Consider the following 16,823-nt stretch of genomic DNA (forward strand, 5'->3'; position numbering starts at 1 on the left):
CATGCAGCTCATTACATTTTTACATGAATTTATAAAGCATCCAAAACATACTGGTGCAATTGCGCCAAGTTCAAAAATATTAGCAAAGAAAATGGTCGATGTAATTGATTTTAATAAAGCGAAATGTATTGTAGAGTTAGGGCCTGGCACAGGGGTTTTTACGAAAGAGATTATGAAGAGAAAAAAGAAGGAAACAATATTTCTTCTTATTGAAATTAATGAAGTATTTTTCAAAGAATTAAAAAAAAAGTTTAAAGATGAGCAGAATGTCATTGTTGTACACGGTTCAGCTGAAAATATAAAGAAGTATATGGAGGAGCTCAATATAGAATGCGTGGATTACGTTTTATCGGGATTACCTTTTACCTCTTTACCAGAAGAAGTTTCAAAGCGCATTTTAAATAATGCGATGGAAGCGATACATGAGAATGGTGAGTTCATTACATTTCAATATTCACTTGTGAAAAAAGGATTTATACAGCACTTCTTCCCTGAAATTACACTAGAAAAAGTATGGCTCAATTTCCCGCCAGCCTACGTCTTTAGTTGCAAAAAAGAACTAAGGAGAGCGTATGCATAATGGAATTACATGAATTATTATCCTATATCGAGCAATACGGTTATTGGGCATTATTTTTCTGTTTATGGTTAGGTATTATCGGTATGCCAATTCCAGATGAAATGATTGTTATGAGTGGTGGTTTCGTATCTTCAGTAGGTATATTAAGTGTTGTTCCTTCATTTGTATTAACATATTTAGGTGTTGTATCAGGGCTTTCTTTAGGATATATATTAGGGAAGGTATTTGGCACGAAGATACTCCATAAATTAATGAAAAAGAAAAAAGCGAAGTATTTGATAAAATCACAAGAAATGGTTGATAAATACGGACAGTACGCGTTAGTGACAAGCTATTTCATACCAGTTGTAAGACATATCGTGCCGTATTTAGTTGGAATGAATAACATGTCATTTAAGACGTATGCATTGTATTCTTATACGACAGGATTTGTTTGGACACTCGTTTATTTTGTGCTCGGTGCTTTATTTGGACAACATATTGAAAGTATTGTAGCGATCGCGATAGAATATGGCGTGTATTTTGGCGTGATTGTTTTTATAGTTACAGGTATTCTTTATTTATATAGACAAAAAAGAATCACACTGATGAGTAAATAGAAGTAAAGAAAGTTTCTTCCAGTATGAAGGACAAGATAGGATTATAAGTATAAAATTATCTTTATTTAATGGTAAAATATAGGTAAGTAGTTAAGGAAGGAAGAGCGTTGTGCTACTCATTTTTAGCCTTATCTTAATTGGAATTATGTGCAGTATGAAAATAGTATCCTTACACATGATAGAACGACAAAAGGTAGAGGAACGATATGTATATTGTCCAAAATGTGATACGAAAATTAGAAGAGGAAATTCAGCTCCTTTTTATTTTTAAGTAAACATTAATCCACCTAGTTCTCTTTCGTTTGTTTATTAGCTAAAATGGATTATGAATAACAATAGTATGTAAACGAAAATAAATATAAATGTACACATGGAGTGTTATATTTGGAGATTTTAATCATAGTAGGATGCCTATTAATAGGAATTATTTTGATTAGTATAAGTAATTATCGATTTATAAAAGAATTAAAAGAAAAAAATTCAAAGAAAGAGAAATGGAAAGTAGTAGCTGGAAATTTGATAGAGTTATTTAGTGATCCATTGCATGGAGTGCCGTTCTATTTTTTAACTGGGGGTCTCTTTTTTGTAATCGGACTGTTGTTATTTCTTTCTATGGGAATGGGTTGGCTTGAAATTGATTAAGGCGTATTAATAAAGATGTTTGATCATGTTAGTGAAGTGGCTTGGAAGTTAAACCATAAAGTGCTGCTGATGAACGATAAAGGAAAAACTGTATGGATGTTAACCTTTTTAGAGAAAGATATCCCATTATTATGAAGTCTTTCGCAGAGATGGATCGAGAAGTTTTGAGGGTTTTATTACCTGATGAAAGAGGGATTCTTCCTACGAGGCCAGAGTGTGATGAGTGTTATAAGACTCAATTGGATGATATTGAGGAGAGTTGATAAAAAAAGAGCTTGAAACTATTCAAGCTCTTTTTTTATGACTATTTATGTCCTAAAATATGCTCAATCTCATGCAAACTTAATTTACTTGCCTTAGCAATCGTTTCAAGTGGTATACCAAGATCATACATATTTTTAATCATTTGAATTTTCCCCTGTTGAACTCCTTCTTTTCGACCTTGTTCAATGCCTTTTTCAATGCCTTTTTCAAGCCCTTTTTTAATTCCTTGTTCCATTCCTCTTTTTATTCCTTCTGTCTCTGCATGGGCGAATTTTGCTGCTTCATCCATTAAAACTTTCTCCCTTGCGTCATAGGCTTGCCGGAAAGAAGAATCTTGACTCATACGTTCCCATTTATTTATCGCTTTTTGTAAAATAGGATCTTCGTTCATAGCAATATCCTCCAATAGTTTAGTTAAGTGCTCATCCTCATTTGCCGAAAGCAATAAAAGCCAACGAACAAATGGATCTTTCCACGGATTTACTTTTTCTTCATGCCATTGTTCAGTTAACTTTGGAATTTCTATAATGTGGATTTCAATGTCGTCACTCAGGAGTTTTTGTTGTTGTGTATTCCATAATATGCTTGTTGTATAGAAGGCTGGGTGTTCCGAAAACATTACGAAGTTTAGTAAGTTTATGGTGATGGTTTTGTGAAGTGCACTGTAGGGCATCCCTTTTTGTAGTTGAGATGTGTATAGTCTTCCCCAATAATATAAACTGCGTTTAACCATATCGTGATTATTATTGAGTTGTATTTCTACATTGACTTTTGTTCCTGTGTCTAATGTTGCTGAAATGTCTAAAATAGATAACTTATCCTCTTCATATTCCCTGTGTAAATGTGGATCTTCTAGTTGTAGAGAAGCAATGGGCGACTCTAAAGACTCTTGTAACATAGCATTTAAAAATGCAATTAGAATATCTTCGCTACCATTCGTACCAAACAATTGTTTAAATGCAAAATCAATGCGTAAATTAACTAATTGTTGGTTGAACAAAGTTTGTCCTCTCCCTTATATGAAGGTACTTCTTTCCTTCATTGTACATAAAAAGAACTAGAGTATGCAAACAAGCCATTCTTCTATTTTTTAGTAGTTTTATTAGAATGTCACAGGTAAGTATGGTTATGTTATACTCTAGTGAAATTAAAAAAATATTTTTGTTTATATCGGGGTGAAGATGATACATATGCAAAAAGATATTTTAAAACTATTAGATAAAAAGCAAAGTAACTATAAATTTCCTGCCTTTGATAATGAATATATGGATATTTCACAAGTGAAATTCTCTCTTTTCTTTAAAGATGCTAAGGATTGGCTAATGGTGTTTCAAATTGTGGGTGTAGGTTCATTAGGTGTATGTAATGATATTCAAGTATATGGCGATAGAATTACTCATTCAATGGGTGATGATTGCATTTTACAATTAAATAATGGCGATTATGAGTTGTTTGATGATGAAGGTGAATTTATACCGAATATTTATAACGGCAGTTTAAAAATTCGCGAGCATCATTTTGAATATGAATTTACAGAAGAAGATTATATAAATAATGGAATAGAAGTACAAACGACAGAGCATTATCCAACATACTTCATGCGTATGCTTGCTACTAATGAGGAAGCTCAAAAATTATTGTGGTGGGATAAAGGAGAAATTTTAGAAGAGTTCGGTTTAGAAGGCGACTGGGAAGTAGCGTATGAAACGGAAGAATGGAAACATGTTGAAGACGAAAAAGTAAGTGAAAATGAATTCTTCCAATCAGTAGCCTCTGCAATAGAGAAGAAAGATCCAAGTGTTATTGTGAATGAAAATGCTAATACGCATTGGAGAAATTGGGTAGAGTTTGATTGTGACTGAAAAGGATAGGAGAAAGAATAACAAATGAAAAGAAGAAGAAAATCCGGAGAAAAAGTACAAATGCATCGTTTTGCACTACCTCTATGCTACGGAAGTGAAGCGCCATATTATTATTACGAGGTAGCGCCCTATGAAAGAGAGGGACGCTTCCATTTAACATCGGATCTTTGTGTAATGGATGATGAACATTATTTTATTAGAGGATGTTTAGAGATTCCTATCATTGACTACCACGAAAATTTCATATGGACTGTTTGGGTATCACTTAGTAAAGAAAGTTATGATGAAGTATTAGAAAAGTGGGATGAGATAGGCCGAGAAAATAGTGATCCTTATTTTGGTTGGTTATCTGTAGAAATACCATTTTATCCAGAAACATTAAATTTAAAAACAAATGTACATATAAGAGAAGTTGGAACGGCACCGTATGTTGAATTAGAGCCAACCGAGCATCCTTTAGCAATCGAACAAAGAAATGGAATTACTTTAGAGAGAGTTAAAGAAATACAAGAAATGATTCAACGACATAGCTAGATTAGAAGAGAAAAAAACGAGTGCTAGCACTCGTTTTTTTCTTTACACAACCGCAGGATTATAAATCATCGTAAAGTGTCCTGTTAATAATTCAATGTGACAAGGTGTATGAAGCGAACTTTCTCCATCTGTATCTACTTCTTTTTCTTCTTTCGTTTCAATATGAATGGATTTCGCTTTTACGTGGAAGATGTCATTTTCATTTGAATCCTCGAATAGTTTCTTTCCGATGTAATCTTTAAATGCTTGAATACCTGTTGATTTGACTACGAAAATATCAAGTGTTCCGTCATCACATTTAACGTTCGGAATAAAGGATGGAATACCACCAAGATATTCACCATTTCCAACCATGACAAGGACAGCTTCGTCTTCATATACTTGTCCGTCATAAGTAATTTTTACTGGGAATGTTTCAGCATTTTTTACAGTTCGAATTGTGCTTAAATAGTAACCGATTTTACCAAGCTTTGCTTTTTCTTCTGCATCGATATTGTTTGATACTTCAGATACGAGACCAATGCCCCAGAAGTTTAAGAAATGTTGTCCATTTGCTTTTGCAACGTCAACTGGTTTTATATGTTCTTTTGTAATAAGTTTTGCCGCTTCTGCAATGTTTTGCGGAACACCAAGTGTGCGAGAGAAGTCGTTGCAAGTTCCGCCTGGAATGATTGCAAGTGTAGGTCTATTTTCGAGAGGTGCTAAGCCATTTGTGCATTCAAATACTGTTCCATCACCACCAAAGACGATAATTAAATCTACTTTACTAGCAAACTCTTGGCAATATTTTGTTGCATCACCTTGTTTTTTCGTATGAAGGATATGTAGATCAGGAAAAGCTGCGGCAAGAGGTGGTACGATTTTCGTTAAATTTGTATGTAAGTCACCTTGACCAGCTTTCGGATTTACGATAAGGAGTACTTTTTCAAATTTTGTCTTTGTCATTTTTCATCTCTCCCTGTAGTTTGTAATGGCAAGAAAGGAGCTGTTCCCATGTATTTTAGAACAGCTTCTCCCTATTAATTGGATGCTAACATTGTCAGTTATTGTCGGTAAGTCGATATATTTAAAAAATCGCCAATATACATTTTATGTACTATCAATTTTTTAAGTTATACGATTATTCCGTTACAACTGAAGCGATAAATGGTAAGTTACGATATTTCTCAGCACAGTCGATACCGTATCCAACGATGAATTCGTCTGGAATTTGGAAGCCAACATACTCAGCTGTTAAGTCTACTTTACGGCGTTCTGGCTTATCAAGTAATGTACAGAACTTGAGTGCCTTTGGTTTATGCATAAAGAAGTGGTCTTTTAGGAAATGAAGTGTTAAACCAGAATCGATAATATCTTCTACAACAATTACGTTTTTCCCAGTAATGTTTACGTCGATATCTTTTAGTAGTTTCACTTTTCCTGTTGTTTCTGTTTGATTTCCGTAGCTAGATGCAGAAATAAAGTCAATTGTTACATCATTTTTGATGTGACGAATTAAATCAGCAGCAAATACGAATGAACCTTTTAATACTGCGATAACTACGATTTCTTCTCCTTCAAAGTCACGTTCGATTTGAAGTGCTAATTCTTTAACTTTTGCTTGTAATTGTTCTTCAGAAATTAAAGTGTCTTTTATTTCAATATTCATTGTAATCCTCCTACAGTGTAAAACTTGCGAACATTTCGACTGTAAAGGATAGAATAGAAAAAGTCAAAGGAGATAGTAATTTTTTACAAAGATAACGACAAAATCATCTGATGATATGATATACTAAGTATATTAAGAAAACGCTTCCATAAAGGGTGAATATGATGAAGAAGAAACAGTACACAAGTGTAACATTTATAAAAGCATTACTTTTAACAATTGTTCTTGGCCTGTTGGCTTACGTAATTGATGTACCTGCGATTCGTATTTCATTAATTGGAATGACTTTAGTGTTAGGAGCAATTTCGCACGGTATGATGTCGCAGCTAAAAGAAGCTGGACTTGATGATATGAGAGATCATATAGATAAAAAGTAAGAAACCTTCATTATATAGAGTGAAGGTTTTTTTGTTTCTTACAAAAATGTAAGGTAGTTGTAAGGCAAATCGATAGTTGCATAATAGCATTTTGGATAAACTATGGGTGTAAGGTAAAAGGCAAGCATATTTTAGGTAATTTAAGTTTTAGGCACTCTATATGTGAAAAAGGAGTAGGAGGGCATGGAGAAACGTTGGACGACCTTTTCTTTTTTAGCGACTAGTAACACCGTAATGCTAGATGGAAAAATGGATTTTTTGCACTTGTTTGATCGTGAAGATGATCATTCTTCTTCTAAATTTACAATGAAATGGAATAAATGGAGCGAAAGTTGTAGGTTTGAAGAAGAGGCCCCTAACGAAGAGCAAAAGATTATTTTAACAAACCCTATTAAAGCGTGGGTTGTTCAACGTCGTAAGTGTAACGTCAAAAATCACTTCAAGAAAACTGAGCCGAGACAATTAGTTATCGCTCCGGCCCGTTCTACTTCCAAATCACGCGAAAGTAACATGTAAATATTGAGACACACACCCGAAAAAACATCGTACATATTGCGATGTTTTTTCTTTTTCTACAATGAAATCTTTAAATGAAATATATTTCATCTGCATCTTATATTTATATCGCTTGCTTATTCTAGTAATACATCCGATGCGAGTTGATGTGAATAAAATATAAGGAGAGAATGAAAATGAAAAAGAGACTATTACCAATTTGTGCAATGGCACTTTTAACAGTAGGATATTCTTCAGTAGCGAGTGCGGATACTGGAACAGTAACAAAGGAAGAAGAAGCGCAAGTGCAACAAGATAAAGCTAAAAAAGAAGAAGCAATTAAGGAACAGCAAAAAAATGAAGTAGAGAAAAAACAAGCGGCCCAAGTACAAGAAAAAAATGATATGGCTAAAAAAGAGGAAGCAATAAAAGCTGAGAAAAAGAGTGAAGAAGAGAAAAAGAGAATAGCGCAAGAACAGTTAAAAAATGATATGGCAAAAAAAGAAGCAGCGATAAAAGTCGAACAAAAGAATGAAGTAGCTAAAAAAGAAGTAGTAAAGCCAGTTGTACAAGGTGAAAAATTACCAAATACAGCATCAAATAATGTAGCAATGATGGGATTAAGTACATGTCTTGTAGCGATAGGTACATTATTTGGTTTGAATCGTCGTAATAAGGTTAAAGCGTAAATAAAATATTTTCCTATAAAGAATGGGATAATTTCATATATTAAAAATGGTAGGTTACTCCTACCATTTTTGGCATGGAGGAATGAAGAATGAAGTTACTCAATTATATCGGTATCATATTGATGGCTATAGGGCTATTCATGGGATCCTATTACGCTGTGGAATGGTATAAAGGAAAAAGCTCTGCCGGGCAATTAACGGCAGAAGAAATAAAGAGCCTTCAAAATATACAAGATACTCAACTTTCTCATGAAACACCTGTAACTTCTCAAGTGCCTTCTTCTCAAACAGAACATAAAGAAGGAGAAAAGGTAGCGATGTTAAACATACCGAAAATAAAGAAGAAGTTTTCTATATATTGGGGAGCGGATGATACGATTTTGAAAAAAGGAGTTGGTATGTTTGTTAGTGATTTAACGACAACCCCATCTGGAGGAGGACATACTGTACTGAGTGGACATCGAGATACTGTATTTACAGATTTAGGAGAGTTGAAAGAAAAGGATACCCTTGTTTTAGAGTATGATAATAAAACGTACACATATGAAATTCAAAAGACATGGATTACTCATGCGGATGATCGTACTGTTATTATAAAAAAAGAAGAACCGATATTAACACTGACAACTTGTTACCCATTTAATTATATAGGGGATGCACCAGATAGATATATTATCGAGGCGAAGTTAACTGGAAGTTATTCGAAGTGAAATTATAGTTTCTGAAAGCGGGAGGGGGATATAAGTTATGTCAAAAAACATTTTAATTGTTGAAGATGAAGACATATTACGTGAAATATTAAAAGATTATTTTTTAAGTGAGCAATATGTAGTGTTTGAAGCGAGGGACGGGAAAGAGGCTTTAGTTGTATTTGAAGAAGAAGAGGTTGATTTAGTTATTTTAGATATTATGTTGCCAGAACTCGATGGATGGTCTGTTTGCCGAAGAATTCGAAAGACGTCCGAGGTGCCTATTATTATGCTGACGGCGCGCGTAGATGAAGACGATACGTTACTTGGTTTTGAACTTGGGGCAAATGATTATGTGACGAAGCCGTATAGTCCGCCAATTTTATTAGCAAGAGCGAAAAGGTTGTTAGAAAGCAGAAAAGTGACAAAGCAACTTTTAGAGAATGAAGATGATACATTATCAATCCACGATATTCACGTTCATTTTCCGTCGCGCACTGTTACGGTAAATCGAACTGATATTAATTTAACACATACAGAATTTGAAATATTAGCGTATTTCATGAAAAATCAAGGAATCGTTTTAACGCGAGAACAACTCATTTCAAGAATTTGGGGATATGAATTTGCTGGCGATGATCGAACGGTTAATAGTCATATTCGTAATTTAAGAAATAAATTAGGAGAGAAAGCAAAGTACATTACAACTGTAGTACGAACTGGTTATAAATTTGAGGGGAATATATGAGAAAAGGAATTGTACTAAAATTATTTACTCTTACAACAGCATTATGTATGTTGATTTTAGCGACGATATTTATTGGACAAACGATATTTTTTAAACAATATTATGCGAATCGAAAAGTGGAAGATATTAAAGTAAATTTAAATTCCTTTGAGAAGAATTATTTAAACTACACAGGAAACGTAGAAGGAATTCAGAAACTTGAGCAAGACTTTTTAAGAGAAAATAATACGTGGATTACGACATTAGATAAGAACGGGAATTTAAAACACGCAGATGATTTTTATTTTGAAGTAACGATAGATCGTAGGCAACAAAAGAGCTTTGGACAACAAATATTCAAAATTCCCTTAGGTAATCTCGTCAATATAGAGGAAATTGATAATAAATTATCAGAGCAGTTTTTAGGACAAGAAATTTATTTTTCTGGAGTGAGAAAAGAAGATAGTTTTATTCCATTCTCTTTTTCTTTATCTAAGCAGAATTTAAGCGGATCTAATAAACCGTTAGAAAAAGCATTTCAGGAGAAAATAAAATTAGATGAGGAGAAAAAGAGAGCGGCTGGGGAGCAACTTGCTAAGGAAAAGAAACCAGCTGTTCAGGAAGAAGCTGCTCAGGAATTAGGCGTTTACATAGGAGGACGTGTTACAAAAGTACAGTTACCAGATGTAAACGGTCCTGTGAATCCAATTTATAAAAATAGCATATTTTTAGATAATATTAAGGGTTTTCAAACCGATTTATTATTAAAAGAAAGCAATAAAATACGATATACAACACAAACAATGGATTATGAAAAGAATGATATAAAATATAAATTATTAATTAAACCAATAAAAGAAAAAGACGGATCAGTAACATATATTTATGCTATGGCTTCTTTACAGCCTGTAGATGAAGCTGTACAAATGGTGCAAGATTATTACATATACATCATTGCATTTGTAGTCGTTCTTATTTTTTTAGCTTCGTTTTATTATTCAAAACAAATTGCCAAACCGTTATTAAAAATAAATGATACGACGAAGAAAATAGCACAATTAGATTTTACAGAAAAAATACCGATTACTTCAAAAGATGAAATTGGTGATTTATCGAAAAATATTAATATACTTTCTAACAAATTAAATTCTCATATCGGACAGCTTGAACACGATATTGAAAAGGAAAGAAAGTTAGAAAATACACGGAAAGAATTCATTTCTGGTGTTTCACATGAACTAAAAACACCGCTAAGTATTATGAAAAGCTGTATTTTTATTTTAAAAGACGGGGTAGCTGAGCATAAAAAGGATTATTATTTTCAGGCGATGGAGAGAGAAGTAGACAAAATGGATACGTTAATTTTGGATATGCTTGAGTTAGCTAAATTTGAATCTGGTACGTATAAAATGAAAAAGGATTCGTTTTATATTGATACAGTAATTGAAGACATATGTGAACATCTATCTGTGGAAATAGAGAAAAAAGAGCTTCGTGTTCATAAAAATATATGTTCATTTGAAGTGATTGCAAATCAAGGTCGGATTGAACAAGTCATCGTGAATTTCATTACGAATGCCATACGTTATACACCAAATAAAGAAGATATTATTATTTCTACAATAGATGAGAAGGATCGTATAAAAGTGTGCATTGAAAATAAAGGTACTCACATTGAAGAAGAACAATTAGATAAAATTTGGGATCGTTTTTATCGAGTGGATACAGCTCGTCAGCGTTCACAAGGTGGGACGGGGCTTGGGCTTGCCATTTCAAAGAATATTTTAGAACTACATGATACTGAATATGGGGCAGGAAATACAGAAAATGGTGTGTTATTTTATTTCTATTTACCGAAAAAAGCGTAGAAAATATGATCTACGTTTTTTTAAATTATTTTCATATTATCTTTACCTAATCTTTATTTTTAATCAGTATAATTTGTTTAGAATATGAGGTTATGTAAGGAGTCGATGAACCGTGCATAGCAATTGGCTAAGTATAATGGTATTTATTTTCTTTTGCGTATTTATTGTATTTTTAATTAATATTACGATATGAAAAAAGAGCGCTCATTAAGCGCCCTTTTTTTGTGTATTCATTTGATAAGCACTGATGCTTTTGAATAAGCGTGGTGAAGTGATAAATAAAAATATAAGTAAAACGGTACATAGAATATAGGAACCAATCATTGTACTACCGTTAAATATTAAAGAATATAGGAAAGCCGATTGGCCTTTTGGTGCATATTGTCCCCAGAAAATGATACCAGCGATAAAGTGACAGAAGTAACGAGCTAGACTACCGATAAAAGTAGCGACGATAATGTATCCAATTACTTTCTTTCCTTGGTTTGGTTTTGATGAAGGTTTGTCTTTACGGCTACCTAAATTTGATTGTTCTTCGCTATTTTCATTTGACGCTAAAAGCGCCTTTTGAATTGGCCGATAGAATAAACCAGCAAATCCAATGAATGCGAAAGCAACAAAGTATTCAATTAATACTTGAATTGGTGTGACGATAATGGCATTGCCTACGACAATTTGTAATAATCCCCAAATTAAGCCTCCTAAGAAAGCCATTTTGAAGCCCCAGCGGTATGCGATAATAAAAATAGGAATCATAGCAAATGAAATGGAACCGCCTGTTGCTGATATTTTTATTGAAAGTGGTAAAATGTCGATGACCAAGGCGAAGGCTGCAAGAATAGCAGATTCGATCATCGCTTGTAAATTGGTGTTACGCATGTTGTCTCCCCCTAAATCCAAGTTGTACAAAAAAGAATAGATATCATAGGAGGATACGAAATACGTAAATAAAAATGAGGTATGTATTTCGGACGTTTGCACAATCCCTGCGTTAGCATTAACTAACAGGTTCGAAGGGTCGGAACGAAGTGTTCCCTCTCAGCGGCATGGCTCCCCCAGTGATAACGAGATTCTTTATTTGCTATTGTTTATTGTAAGCGAAATGGATGAGAATGGCAAACAAATGCTGTATGACAATAATTGAAATAGAATTGTAGCGAAATGTTAATAAATATGAAGCAAAAGGGTATAGTACAAGAGAAATTGGGTGTGGTATAATTTTTTTGAAAATAATTATCATTCTCTTCTGAGGGGGAAGGTTATGAGCTTAGTAGATATTAAAATTGGAGAGAAAGTGTTAGTAAAAAGTATTCAGTCTTTAGATCAGCTATTAAAGCGTAGACTAGCTGCTTTCGGTCTTGCGGAAGGAAGCGAACTTCGCTTGAAACAGAAAGCGATGTTCAAAGGTCCTTGTACATTGGAGTGTCGTGGACAGTTAATTAGTATTCGTCATTGTGACGCGAAAATGATAAAGGTGGAATTAGCGTGAATAAGGTAGCTTTGCTAGGGAATCCGAATACAGGGAAGACATCATTATTTAATGCACTTACTGGTTCTTATGAATACGTAGGAAACTGGAGCGGTGTAACAGTAGAAAAAAAGGTTGGTAAATTAAAAGATAGACAAGGAACATTAATTGATTTACCAGGTGTGTATGATTTAAATCCAGTTTCACGTGATGAAGGTGTTGTAACAAACTTTCTATTAACAGAAGAATTTAATCATATGTTAAATATCGTAGATTCTTCGCAGTTTGAGAGAAATATGCATTTAACGTTGCAATTACTTGAATTTGGTAAGCCGGTCTCAATTGGTTTAAATATGGTTGATGTGGCGAAGCAAAGAGGAATTGTCATTGATGTAAAACGATTATCAGAACTATTAGGTGTAACAGTCGTTCCTGTCGTTGCAAGAAGTGGAAAAGGTTGTGAAGAACTACTTGCGACTCTTAAAGAAAATGACAAAAAGGAGAAAAAGCCATTCCTTATTTCATATGGTGTACAAATGGATGAAGGAATTGGAGAAGTAATTGCTCTTTTAGAGACAGCGAATTATGAGCATCCGAGATGGTTAGCACTTCAATTTTTAAGCAATAACGAAGTAGTAGAAAAAGAAATGAAAGCATTACCAATTTATAAGGAACTCATAGCCATTCGATCTCGCTTAGAAGGAAAACTTGATTGTACGTTAGAAGAGCACATTTACAAAACTCGTGAAGCGTATATTGAAAAGTTAAAAACAAATGTTATGAAGCATGAGAAAGAAGGGAAAATTCCTTTTTCAGAAAAAATTGATAGATTAATTACACATAAAATTTTAGGACTTCCAATCTTTTTAGCAGTTATGTTTTTTATTTTTCAGGTTACGTTTACGTGGATTGGTACACCTTTATCGGATATGTTAGATGAGTTTTTTGGTGGTCAGCTTACGGATTGGGTGACGGCTGGACTTACAAGTATTGGAGCTTCTGATTTTATTCAAGCACTCGTTACAGAAGGTATTATTGCCGGTGTTGGTGCTGTATTAGTATTCGTACCACAAATCTTTGCACTATTCTTTTTCATTTCATTATTAGAAGACTCAGGATATATGGCGCGAATTGCAGTTGTTATGGATAGAATTATGGAGTTCTTTGGCTTAAACGGTAAAGCTTTTATTCCGATGATTATTGGTTTTGGATGTAACGTTCCAGGTATTATGGCAGCGAGAACCATTGAACAGGAGAAAGAACGTTTACTTACCATTTTAGTAACACCGTTTATGTCTTGTTCAGCACGATTACCTGTATATGCATTATTTGCGGGCGTATTCTTCCCTAATAGTCAGGCGACTGTTGTATTTTCTTTATATGTCGCAGGTATTGTTCTGGCATTACTCGTTACAAAAATTATGTCTCTTACGATTTTGAAAGCAGAAAAATCTATTTTCGTAATTGAACTACCGCCTTATCGTGTGCCACAAGCGAAAACGTTATGGCTGAGCACGTGGGAGAAAGGAAAGGGATTTGTTCGTAAAGCTGGTACATTCATCTTTGGTGGTTCGGTTGTTATTTGGTTATTAAACTATGCAGGTCCATCAGGATTTGGCGTTGATATGGGAGATAGCTACTTAGCGATGATTGGTGGATTTATCGCACCATTATTTGCACCGCTCGGCTTTGGAACGTGGCAAGCTGCGGCATCCCTTTTAACAGGATTTTTAGCGAAAGAAGTTGTCGTTTCTACAATGGCAATTATTTATGCGGTTAAAGAAGATGTGCTTGGAAATGTAATGGGAGCACATTATACAGCATTATCAGCTTATGCATTTATGTTCTTTATTTTATTATATGTTCCGTGTTTAGCGACCGTAGCTGTTATTAAACGTGAAACAGGATCAGCGAAATGGACGATTTTTTCAGTCGTTTATCCACTCGTAGTTGCTTATGTATTAACGCTCATTATATACCAAGTTGGATCCTTACTCGGATTCTAGAAGGAGATGTATTGTGATGATGGTCAATATTATAATTGGAGCTATCATTTTTGGTTATGCAGCATATACGTTAGTTAATTTTGTAAAGAGAAGTAAAAAAGGAAAATGCGCGGCATGTTCTTTAAATAAGTCATGTCAGTCGCAAACTTGTAGCCCGGATATGGAGCAAATTGCTCATAATAAATAGAAAAAAGCTTTGCGAATTTCGCAAAGCTTTTTTGTTTTACTTTTTAATTTTTACAAGTTGAGAAGCTTCTACGCCTTTGTAACCAGGGAATTCTTTACTCGGGTCTTTATCAAATTTTAATACACCTACAGATTTTTCATCACCTTTTACATTGCTGTAAGTTGCGTCATCAACAATTGCATACATATCTGTATATGCACGGCCACTTCCGATAATTGTGTTGCCTTCATATTTTAATTTCGCTCCATCAAGTGTAGCATTTTCTACTTTCTCTTTTGCGAATAATACACCTTGTTCTGTTGTTACAGCTGGTAATTTATCAAGTGGTTTCGTGTTGTCTTTTTCATCAACTTTGCTAAGTAACTCTTTTTTCACTAGTTCTTCACCAGTTTTCTTATCCATTACAAGAACTTTGTTACCATCTAATGTTGTCATTTTCATTTTATAGAAGTCTTTTTCTTTCACTTCTTTTTTGTTTTTATCTGTAATTTGTTGAACTTGTTCTTCTGAGCCGTACAGTACAAAACCGTTCGCTTTCTCTCCTAATAAAGAACAACCTGATAATGCTCCAAATGAAATTGCTGCTGCTAATCCGATTCCTACTAATTTTTTCATGATGATTTCTCCTTTTATATGTTTTATAGTAAATACAATTTTTGTATTAGTGCTTACATGTGAAGAAGCTTGTTTGTTGCTTCTGGTATTAGTGTATAAGAAATATCGGAATGCAACTATCGAGTTAGCTTACAGTAACATTACACTTATGTAATTTAGTGAAATTGCACAAAAGTAAGTTAATTTCAAAGAGGGATAATGAGAATATATTAGAAATGCAATATTGTATATAGAATGTCATATTATAATGGATGTATTTTGGAAATAACATGTAAGGACATATTAGTTTTGTTATAATAAACACATAGGCTGTAAAAATGAATATTCTTTACTGTAAAGGGAGATTTTTCAGTTTTCCAAGTAGTGAATTTGAAATATGAGGTATATCATAGGAGGAATTTAGATGTCTGTATTTAAACGATTAAGAGATTTAACAATGTCGAATGTGTACTCGTTAATTGAAAAAGCGGAAGATCCAGTTAAGATGACGGATCAATATTTACGCGATATGCAAGCCGATGTACAAGAGGCTGAGAAAAGTGTAGCAGCTCAAATCGCACTTGAGAAGAAATTCAAAATATTATTTGAAGAGCAAGAAGCACTTGTGAAAAAACGTGAAGAGCAAGCTCATATGGCTGTTCAAGCTAATAACTTAGATCTTGCGCGTCGTGCATTAGAAGAAAAACAAAATGCAGAGCAAAAAATGAATGAGTATAAAACAAGCTATGAGCAAAATAAAGCTGCTGCTGATAACCTGCGCCTTAAGCTAGAAGAAATGCGCAAGCAATTAAATGAGCTGAAAAATAAACGTGAAACACTTGTAGCACGTGTAAATGCAGCGAAAGCACAAAAAAATATTAATCAGGCGATGTCTGGATTTGATTCAAATTCAGCAAAAGCTGGTTTAAGCCGTATGGAGGAGAAAGCTCTTCAATTAGAGGCTGAAGCGGAAGCAAGCGGTGAAGTTTATAAGAAAGAAAAGTCATTAGATGATGAATTCGCAAGCTTAAACAAAAATTCTGCTGTTGACGATGAATTAGCTCGTATTATGAAGCAGTATGAGAAATAATATAGAATAGAGACAAATGAACCGACATGTCTAAACAAATTCATGTCGGTTTTCTATTATATTTTTGAGGAGGTTTTGCAATGACATGGATGAATGTAGTTGCCATGCTTGTATGGACTGGAGCGAGTGCAGTACTTTTATTTGCAATTATGTGGGTTGATTCGATTTTTACAAAATACAATGATTTAAAAGAAATCAAAAATGGAAATACAGCTGTAACAACTCGTTTTATTATGAAATTATTTGCACAAGGGTACATATTATCTCAATCGATAACGAAAGCAAATGATTTATGGCAAGCACTTCTTGCATCAGCAGTTTCTTTCGTTATTTTATTAGTGGTAGAAATGTTTATCGAATTCGTATTAAAGAAAATGTCTGGTCTTGATTTAGAAGAAGGTACGAAAGAAGGTAGCGTTGCACATGCGATGTTAGCCGGATCATTACATATTGTTGGTGCACTTATTTTAGGTGCTTGTTTATAAAGAGAAAAGGAGGGGTAGA

General features: G+C 33.9%; 21 protein-coding genes and 1 riboswitch. Of the genes, 16 read left to right on the forward strand and 5 right to left on the reverse strand.

Features of this window, described 5'->3' with window-relative positions; genetic code table 11:
- Nucleotide 1: 1 nt before the first annotated feature.
- The 3 genes from BUA87_RS25245 (at nucleotide 2) to BUA87_RS25255 (ending at nucleotide 1,821) form a co-directional block, all read left to right on the forward strand.
- Nucleotides 2-580, forward strand: coding sequence for a class I SAM-dependent methyltransferase (locus tag BUA87_RS25245; protein ID WP_071713478.1), 579 nt, complete (start codon nucleotides 2-4; stop codon nucleotides 578-580).
- A complete protein-coding gene (locus BUA87_RS25250; protein WP_071713477.1) occupies nucleotides 580-1,179 on the forward strand; it encodes a DedA family protein in 600 nt (199 codons plus the stop codon). The genes BUA87_RS25245 and BUA87_RS25250 overlap by 1 nt, the downstream gene beginning before the upstream one ends.
- A gap of 384 nt (nucleotides 1,180-1,563) precedes the next feature.
- Nucleotides 1,564-1,821, forward strand: a complete 258-nt coding sequence (locus tag BUA87_RS25255) for a hypothetical protein (RefSeq protein ID WP_000404320.1) — start codon at nucleotides 1,564-1,566, stop codon at nucleotides 1,819-1,821.
- 304 nt (nucleotides 1,822-2,125) lie between these two features.
- On the opposite strand, the gene BUA87_RS25260 is transcribed toward BUA87_RS25255, so the two are convergent.
- A complete protein-coding gene (locus BUA87_RS25260; RefSeq protein WP_072941175.1) occupies nucleotides 2,126-3,085 on the reverse strand; it encodes an Rpn family recombination-promoting nuclease/putative transposase in 960 nt (319 codons plus the stop codon).
- A gap of 190 nt (nucleotides 3,086-3,275) precedes the next feature.
- Between BUA87_RS25260 and BUA87_RS25265 the strand changes: the two genes are divergently transcribed.
- Both BUA87_RS25265 and BUA87_RS25270 read left to right on the forward strand, forming a co-directional pair.
- Nucleotides 3,276-3,947, forward strand: coding sequence for a DUF7003 family protein (locus BUA87_RS25265; protein ID WP_072941178.1), 672 nt, complete (start codon nucleotides 3,276-3,278; stop codon nucleotides 3,945-3,947).
- Nucleotides 3,948-3,971: 24 nt separating this feature from the next.
- Entirely contained in the window at nucleotides 3,972-4,481 is a 510-nt protein-coding gene (locus BUA87_RS25270) for a DUF2199 domain-containing protein (RefSeq protein WP_000830217.1), read from the forward strand.
- Nucleotides 4,482-4,523: 42 nt separating this feature from the next.
- Here the strand turns inward: BUA87_RS25270 and BUA87_RS25275 are convergent, their stop codons facing one another.
- Together BUA87_RS25275 and hpt are read right to left on the reverse strand one after the other, a co-directional pair.
- A complete protein-coding gene (locus tag BUA87_RS25275) occupies nucleotides 4,524-5,426 on the reverse strand; it encodes a diacylglycerol/lipid kinase family protein (protein ID WP_000167892.1) in 903 nt (300 codons plus the stop codon).
- Nucleotides 5,427-5,601: 175 nt separating this feature from the next.
- A complete protein-coding gene (gene hpt / locus BUA87_RS25280; protein ID WP_001019295.1) occupies nucleotides 5,602-6,129 on the reverse strand; it encodes a hypoxanthine phosphoribosyltransferase in 528 nt (175 codons plus the stop codon).
- 161 nt (nucleotides 6,130-6,290) lie between these two features.
- On the opposite strand from hpt, the gene BUA87_RS25285 reads away from it, so the two are divergent.
- The 6 genes from BUA87_RS25285 to BUA87_RS25310 all read left to right on the forward strand — a co-directional run bounded on the left by BUA87_RS25285 (nucleotide 6,291) and on the right by BUA87_RS25310 (nucleotide 10,974).
- Nucleotides 6,291-6,506: a hypothetical protein gene (locus tag BUA87_RS25285; protein ID WP_002001286.1), complete on the forward strand. Its 216-nt coding sequence runs from the start codon at nucleotides 6,291-6,293 to the stop codon at nucleotides 6,504-6,506.
- A gap of 183 nt (nucleotides 6,507-6,689) precedes the next feature.
- A complete protein-coding gene (locus BUA87_RS25290) occupies nucleotides 6,690-7,022 on the forward strand; it encodes a hypothetical protein (protein WP_000415613.1) in 333 nt (110 codons plus the stop codon).
- A 176-nt stretch (nucleotides 7,023-7,198) separates the two neighbouring features.
- Nucleotides 7,199-7,690: an LPXTG cell wall anchor domain-containing protein gene (locus tag BUA87_RS25295; RefSeq protein WP_000746711.1), complete on the forward strand. Its 492-nt coding sequence runs from the start codon at nucleotides 7,199-7,201 to the stop codon at nucleotides 7,688-7,690.
- Nucleotides 7,691-7,779: 89 nt separating this feature from the next.
- A complete protein-coding gene (locus BUA87_RS25300) occupies nucleotides 7,780-8,400 on the forward strand; it encodes a class D sortase (RefSeq protein WP_072941181.1) in 621 nt (206 codons plus the stop codon).
- Nucleotides 8,401-8,437: 37 nt separating this feature from the next.
- Nucleotides 8,438-9,127, forward strand: a complete 690-nt coding sequence (locus BUA87_RS25305) for a response regulator transcription factor (protein WP_000041862.1) — start codon at nucleotides 8,438-8,440, stop codon at nucleotides 9,125-9,127.
- On the forward strand, nucleotides 9,124-10,974 hold the full coding sequence (locus BUA87_RS25310) for a sensor histidine kinase (protein ID WP_001225359.1): 1,851 nt from the start codon (nucleotides 9,124-9,126) through the stop codon (nucleotides 10,972-10,974). The genes BUA87_RS25305 and BUA87_RS25310 overlap by 4 nt, the downstream gene beginning before the upstream one ends.
- Nucleotides 10,975-11,181: 207 nt before the next feature.
- Here the strand turns inward: BUA87_RS25310 and thiT are convergent, their stop codons facing one another.
- Nucleotides 11,182-11,853, reverse strand: coding sequence for an energy-coupled thiamine transporter ThiT (thiT, locus tag BUA87_RS25315; RefSeq protein ID WP_072941184.1), 672 nt, complete (start codon nucleotides 11,851-11,853; stop codon nucleotides 11,182-11,184).
- A gap of 86 nt (nucleotides 11,854-11,939) precedes the next feature.
- Nucleotides 11,940-12,041: riboswitch (TPP riboswitch) on the reverse strand.
- Between the two features lie 194 nt (nucleotides 12,042-12,235).
- Between thiT and BUA87_RS25320 the strand changes: the two genes are divergently transcribed.
- From BUA87_RS25320 to BUA87_RS25330, 3 genes are read left to right on the forward strand one after another with little or no spacing between them, the layout of a single operon-like run.
- A complete protein-coding gene (locus tag BUA87_RS25320) occupies nucleotides 12,236-12,463 on the forward strand; it encodes a FeoA family protein (protein ID WP_000060512.1) in 228 nt (75 codons plus the stop codon).
- Complete coding sequence (feoB, locus tag BUA87_RS25325) at nucleotides 12,460-14,448, forward strand: ferrous iron transport protein B (protein WP_053563489.1); 1,989 nt, start codon at nucleotides 12,460-12,462, stop codon at nucleotides 14,446-14,448. Before BUA87_RS25320 ends, feoB begins: the two co-directional genes overlap by 4 nt.
- 16 nt (nucleotides 14,449-14,464) lie before the next feature.
- Nucleotides 14,465-14,635, forward strand: coding sequence for a FeoB-associated Cys-rich membrane protein (locus tag BUA87_RS25330; RefSeq protein ID WP_000989598.1), 171 nt, complete (start codon nucleotides 14,465-14,467; stop codon nucleotides 14,633-14,635).
- A gap of 36 nt (nucleotides 14,636-14,671) precedes the next feature.
- Here BUA87_RS25330 and BUA87_RS25335 read toward each other — a convergent pair whose 3' ends face one another.
- On the reverse strand, nucleotides 14,672-15,250 hold the full coding sequence (locus BUA87_RS25335) for a lipoprotein BA_5634 family protein (protein ID WP_072941188.1): 579 nt from the start codon (nucleotides 15,248-15,250) through the stop codon (nucleotides 14,672-14,674).
- A 403-nt stretch (nucleotides 15,251-15,653) separates the two neighbouring features.
- Here BUA87_RS25335 and BUA87_RS25340 point away from each other — a divergent pair, with 403 nt between their 5' ends.
- On the forward strand, nucleotides 15,654-16,319 hold the full coding sequence (locus BUA87_RS25340) for a PspA/IM30 family protein (protein WP_065229476.1): 666 nt from the start codon (nucleotides 15,654-15,656) through the stop codon (nucleotides 16,317-16,319).
- Nucleotides 16,320-16,399: 80 nt separating this feature from the next.
- Nucleotides 16,400-16,804 carry a DUF350 domain-containing protein gene (locus BUA87_RS25345; RefSeq protein ID WP_000220087.1) on the forward strand — a complete coding sequence of 135 codons (405 nt, stop codon included), beginning with the start codon at nucleotides 16,400-16,402 and terminating at the stop codon, nucleotides 16,802-16,804.
- The last annotated feature ends 19 nt before the right edge of the window (nucleotides 16,805-16,823 follow it).

The sequence above is a fragment of the Bacillus sp. bc15 genome (assembly GCF_900142585.1).
GTDB lineage: Bacteria > Bacillota > Bacilli > Bacillales > Bacillaceae_G > Bacillus_A > Bacillus_A cereus.

Excerpts from the sequence above, each read along its gene's own strand:
- BUA87_RS25345 (WP_000220087.1), top strand. The coding sequence starts at position 16,400 with ATGACATGGATGAATGTAGTTGCCATGCTTGTATGGACTGGAGCGAGT.
- BUA87_RS25320 (WP_000060512.1), top strand. The coding sequence starts at position 12,236 with ATGAGCTTAGTAGATATTAAAATTGGAGAGAAAGTGTTAGTAAAAAGT.
- BUA87_RS25305 (WP_000041862.1), top strand. The coding sequence starts at position 8,438 with ATGTCAAAAAACATTTTAATTGTTGAAGATGAAGACATATTACGTGAA.
- BUA87_RS25335 (WP_072941188.1), bottom strand. The coding sequence starts at position 15,250 with ATGAAAAAATTAGTAGGAATCGGATTAGCAGCAGCAATTTCATTTGGA.
- BUA87_RS25330 (WP_000989598.1), top strand. The coding sequence starts at position 14,465 with ATGATGGTCAATATTATAATTGGAGCTATCATTTTTGGTTATGCAGCA.
- BUA87_RS25340 (WP_065229476.1), top strand. The coding sequence starts at position 15,654 with ATGTCTGTATTTAAACGATTAAGAGATTTAACAATGTCGAATGTGTAC.
- BUA87_RS25295 (WP_000746711.1), top strand. The coding sequence starts at position 7,199 with ATGAAAAAGAGACTATTACCAATTTGTGCAATGGCACTTTTAACAGTA.
- BUA87_RS25275 (WP_000167892.1), bottom strand. The coding sequence starts at position 5,426 with ATGACAAAGACAAAATTTGAAAAAGTACTCCTTATCGTAAATCCGAAA.
- BUA87_RS25270 (WP_000830217.1), top strand. The coding sequence starts at position 3,972 with ATGAAAAGAAGAAGAAAATCCGGAGAAAAAGTACAAATGCATCGTTTT.
- BUA87_RS25265 (WP_072941178.1), top strand. The coding sequence starts at position 3,276 with ATGCAAAAAGATATTTTAAAACTATTAGATAAAAAGCAAAGTAACTAT.
- BUA87_RS25250 (WP_071713477.1), top strand. The coding sequence starts at position 580 with ATGGAATTACATGAATTATTATCCTATATCGAGCAATACGGTTATTGG.
- BUA87_RS25285 (WP_002001286.1), top strand. The coding sequence starts at position 6,291 with ATGATGAAGAAGAAACAGTACACAAGTGTAACATTTATAAAAGCATTA.
- BUA87_RS25245 (WP_071713478.1), top strand. The coding sequence starts at position 2 with ATGCAGCTCATTACATTTTTACATGAATTTATAAAGCATCCAAAACAT.
- BUA87_RS25300 (WP_072941181.1), top strand. The coding sequence starts at position 7,780 with ATGAAGTTACTCAATTATATCGGTATCATATTGATGGCTATAGGGCTA.
- BUA87_RS25290 (WP_000415613.1), top strand. The coding sequence starts at position 6,690 with ATGGAGAAACGTTGGACGACCTTTTCTTTTTTAGCGACTAGTAACACC.
- BUA87_RS25310 (WP_001225359.1), top strand. The coding sequence starts at position 9,124 with ATGAGAAAAGGAATTGTACTAAAATTATTTACTCTTACAACAGCATTA.
- hpt (WP_001019295.1), bottom strand. The coding sequence starts at position 6,129 with ATGAATATTGAAATAAAAGACACTTTAATTTCTGAAGAACAATTACAA.
- thiT (WP_072941184.1), bottom strand. The coding sequence starts at position 11,853 with ATGCGTAACACCAATTTACAAGCGATGATCGAATCTGCTATTCTTGCA.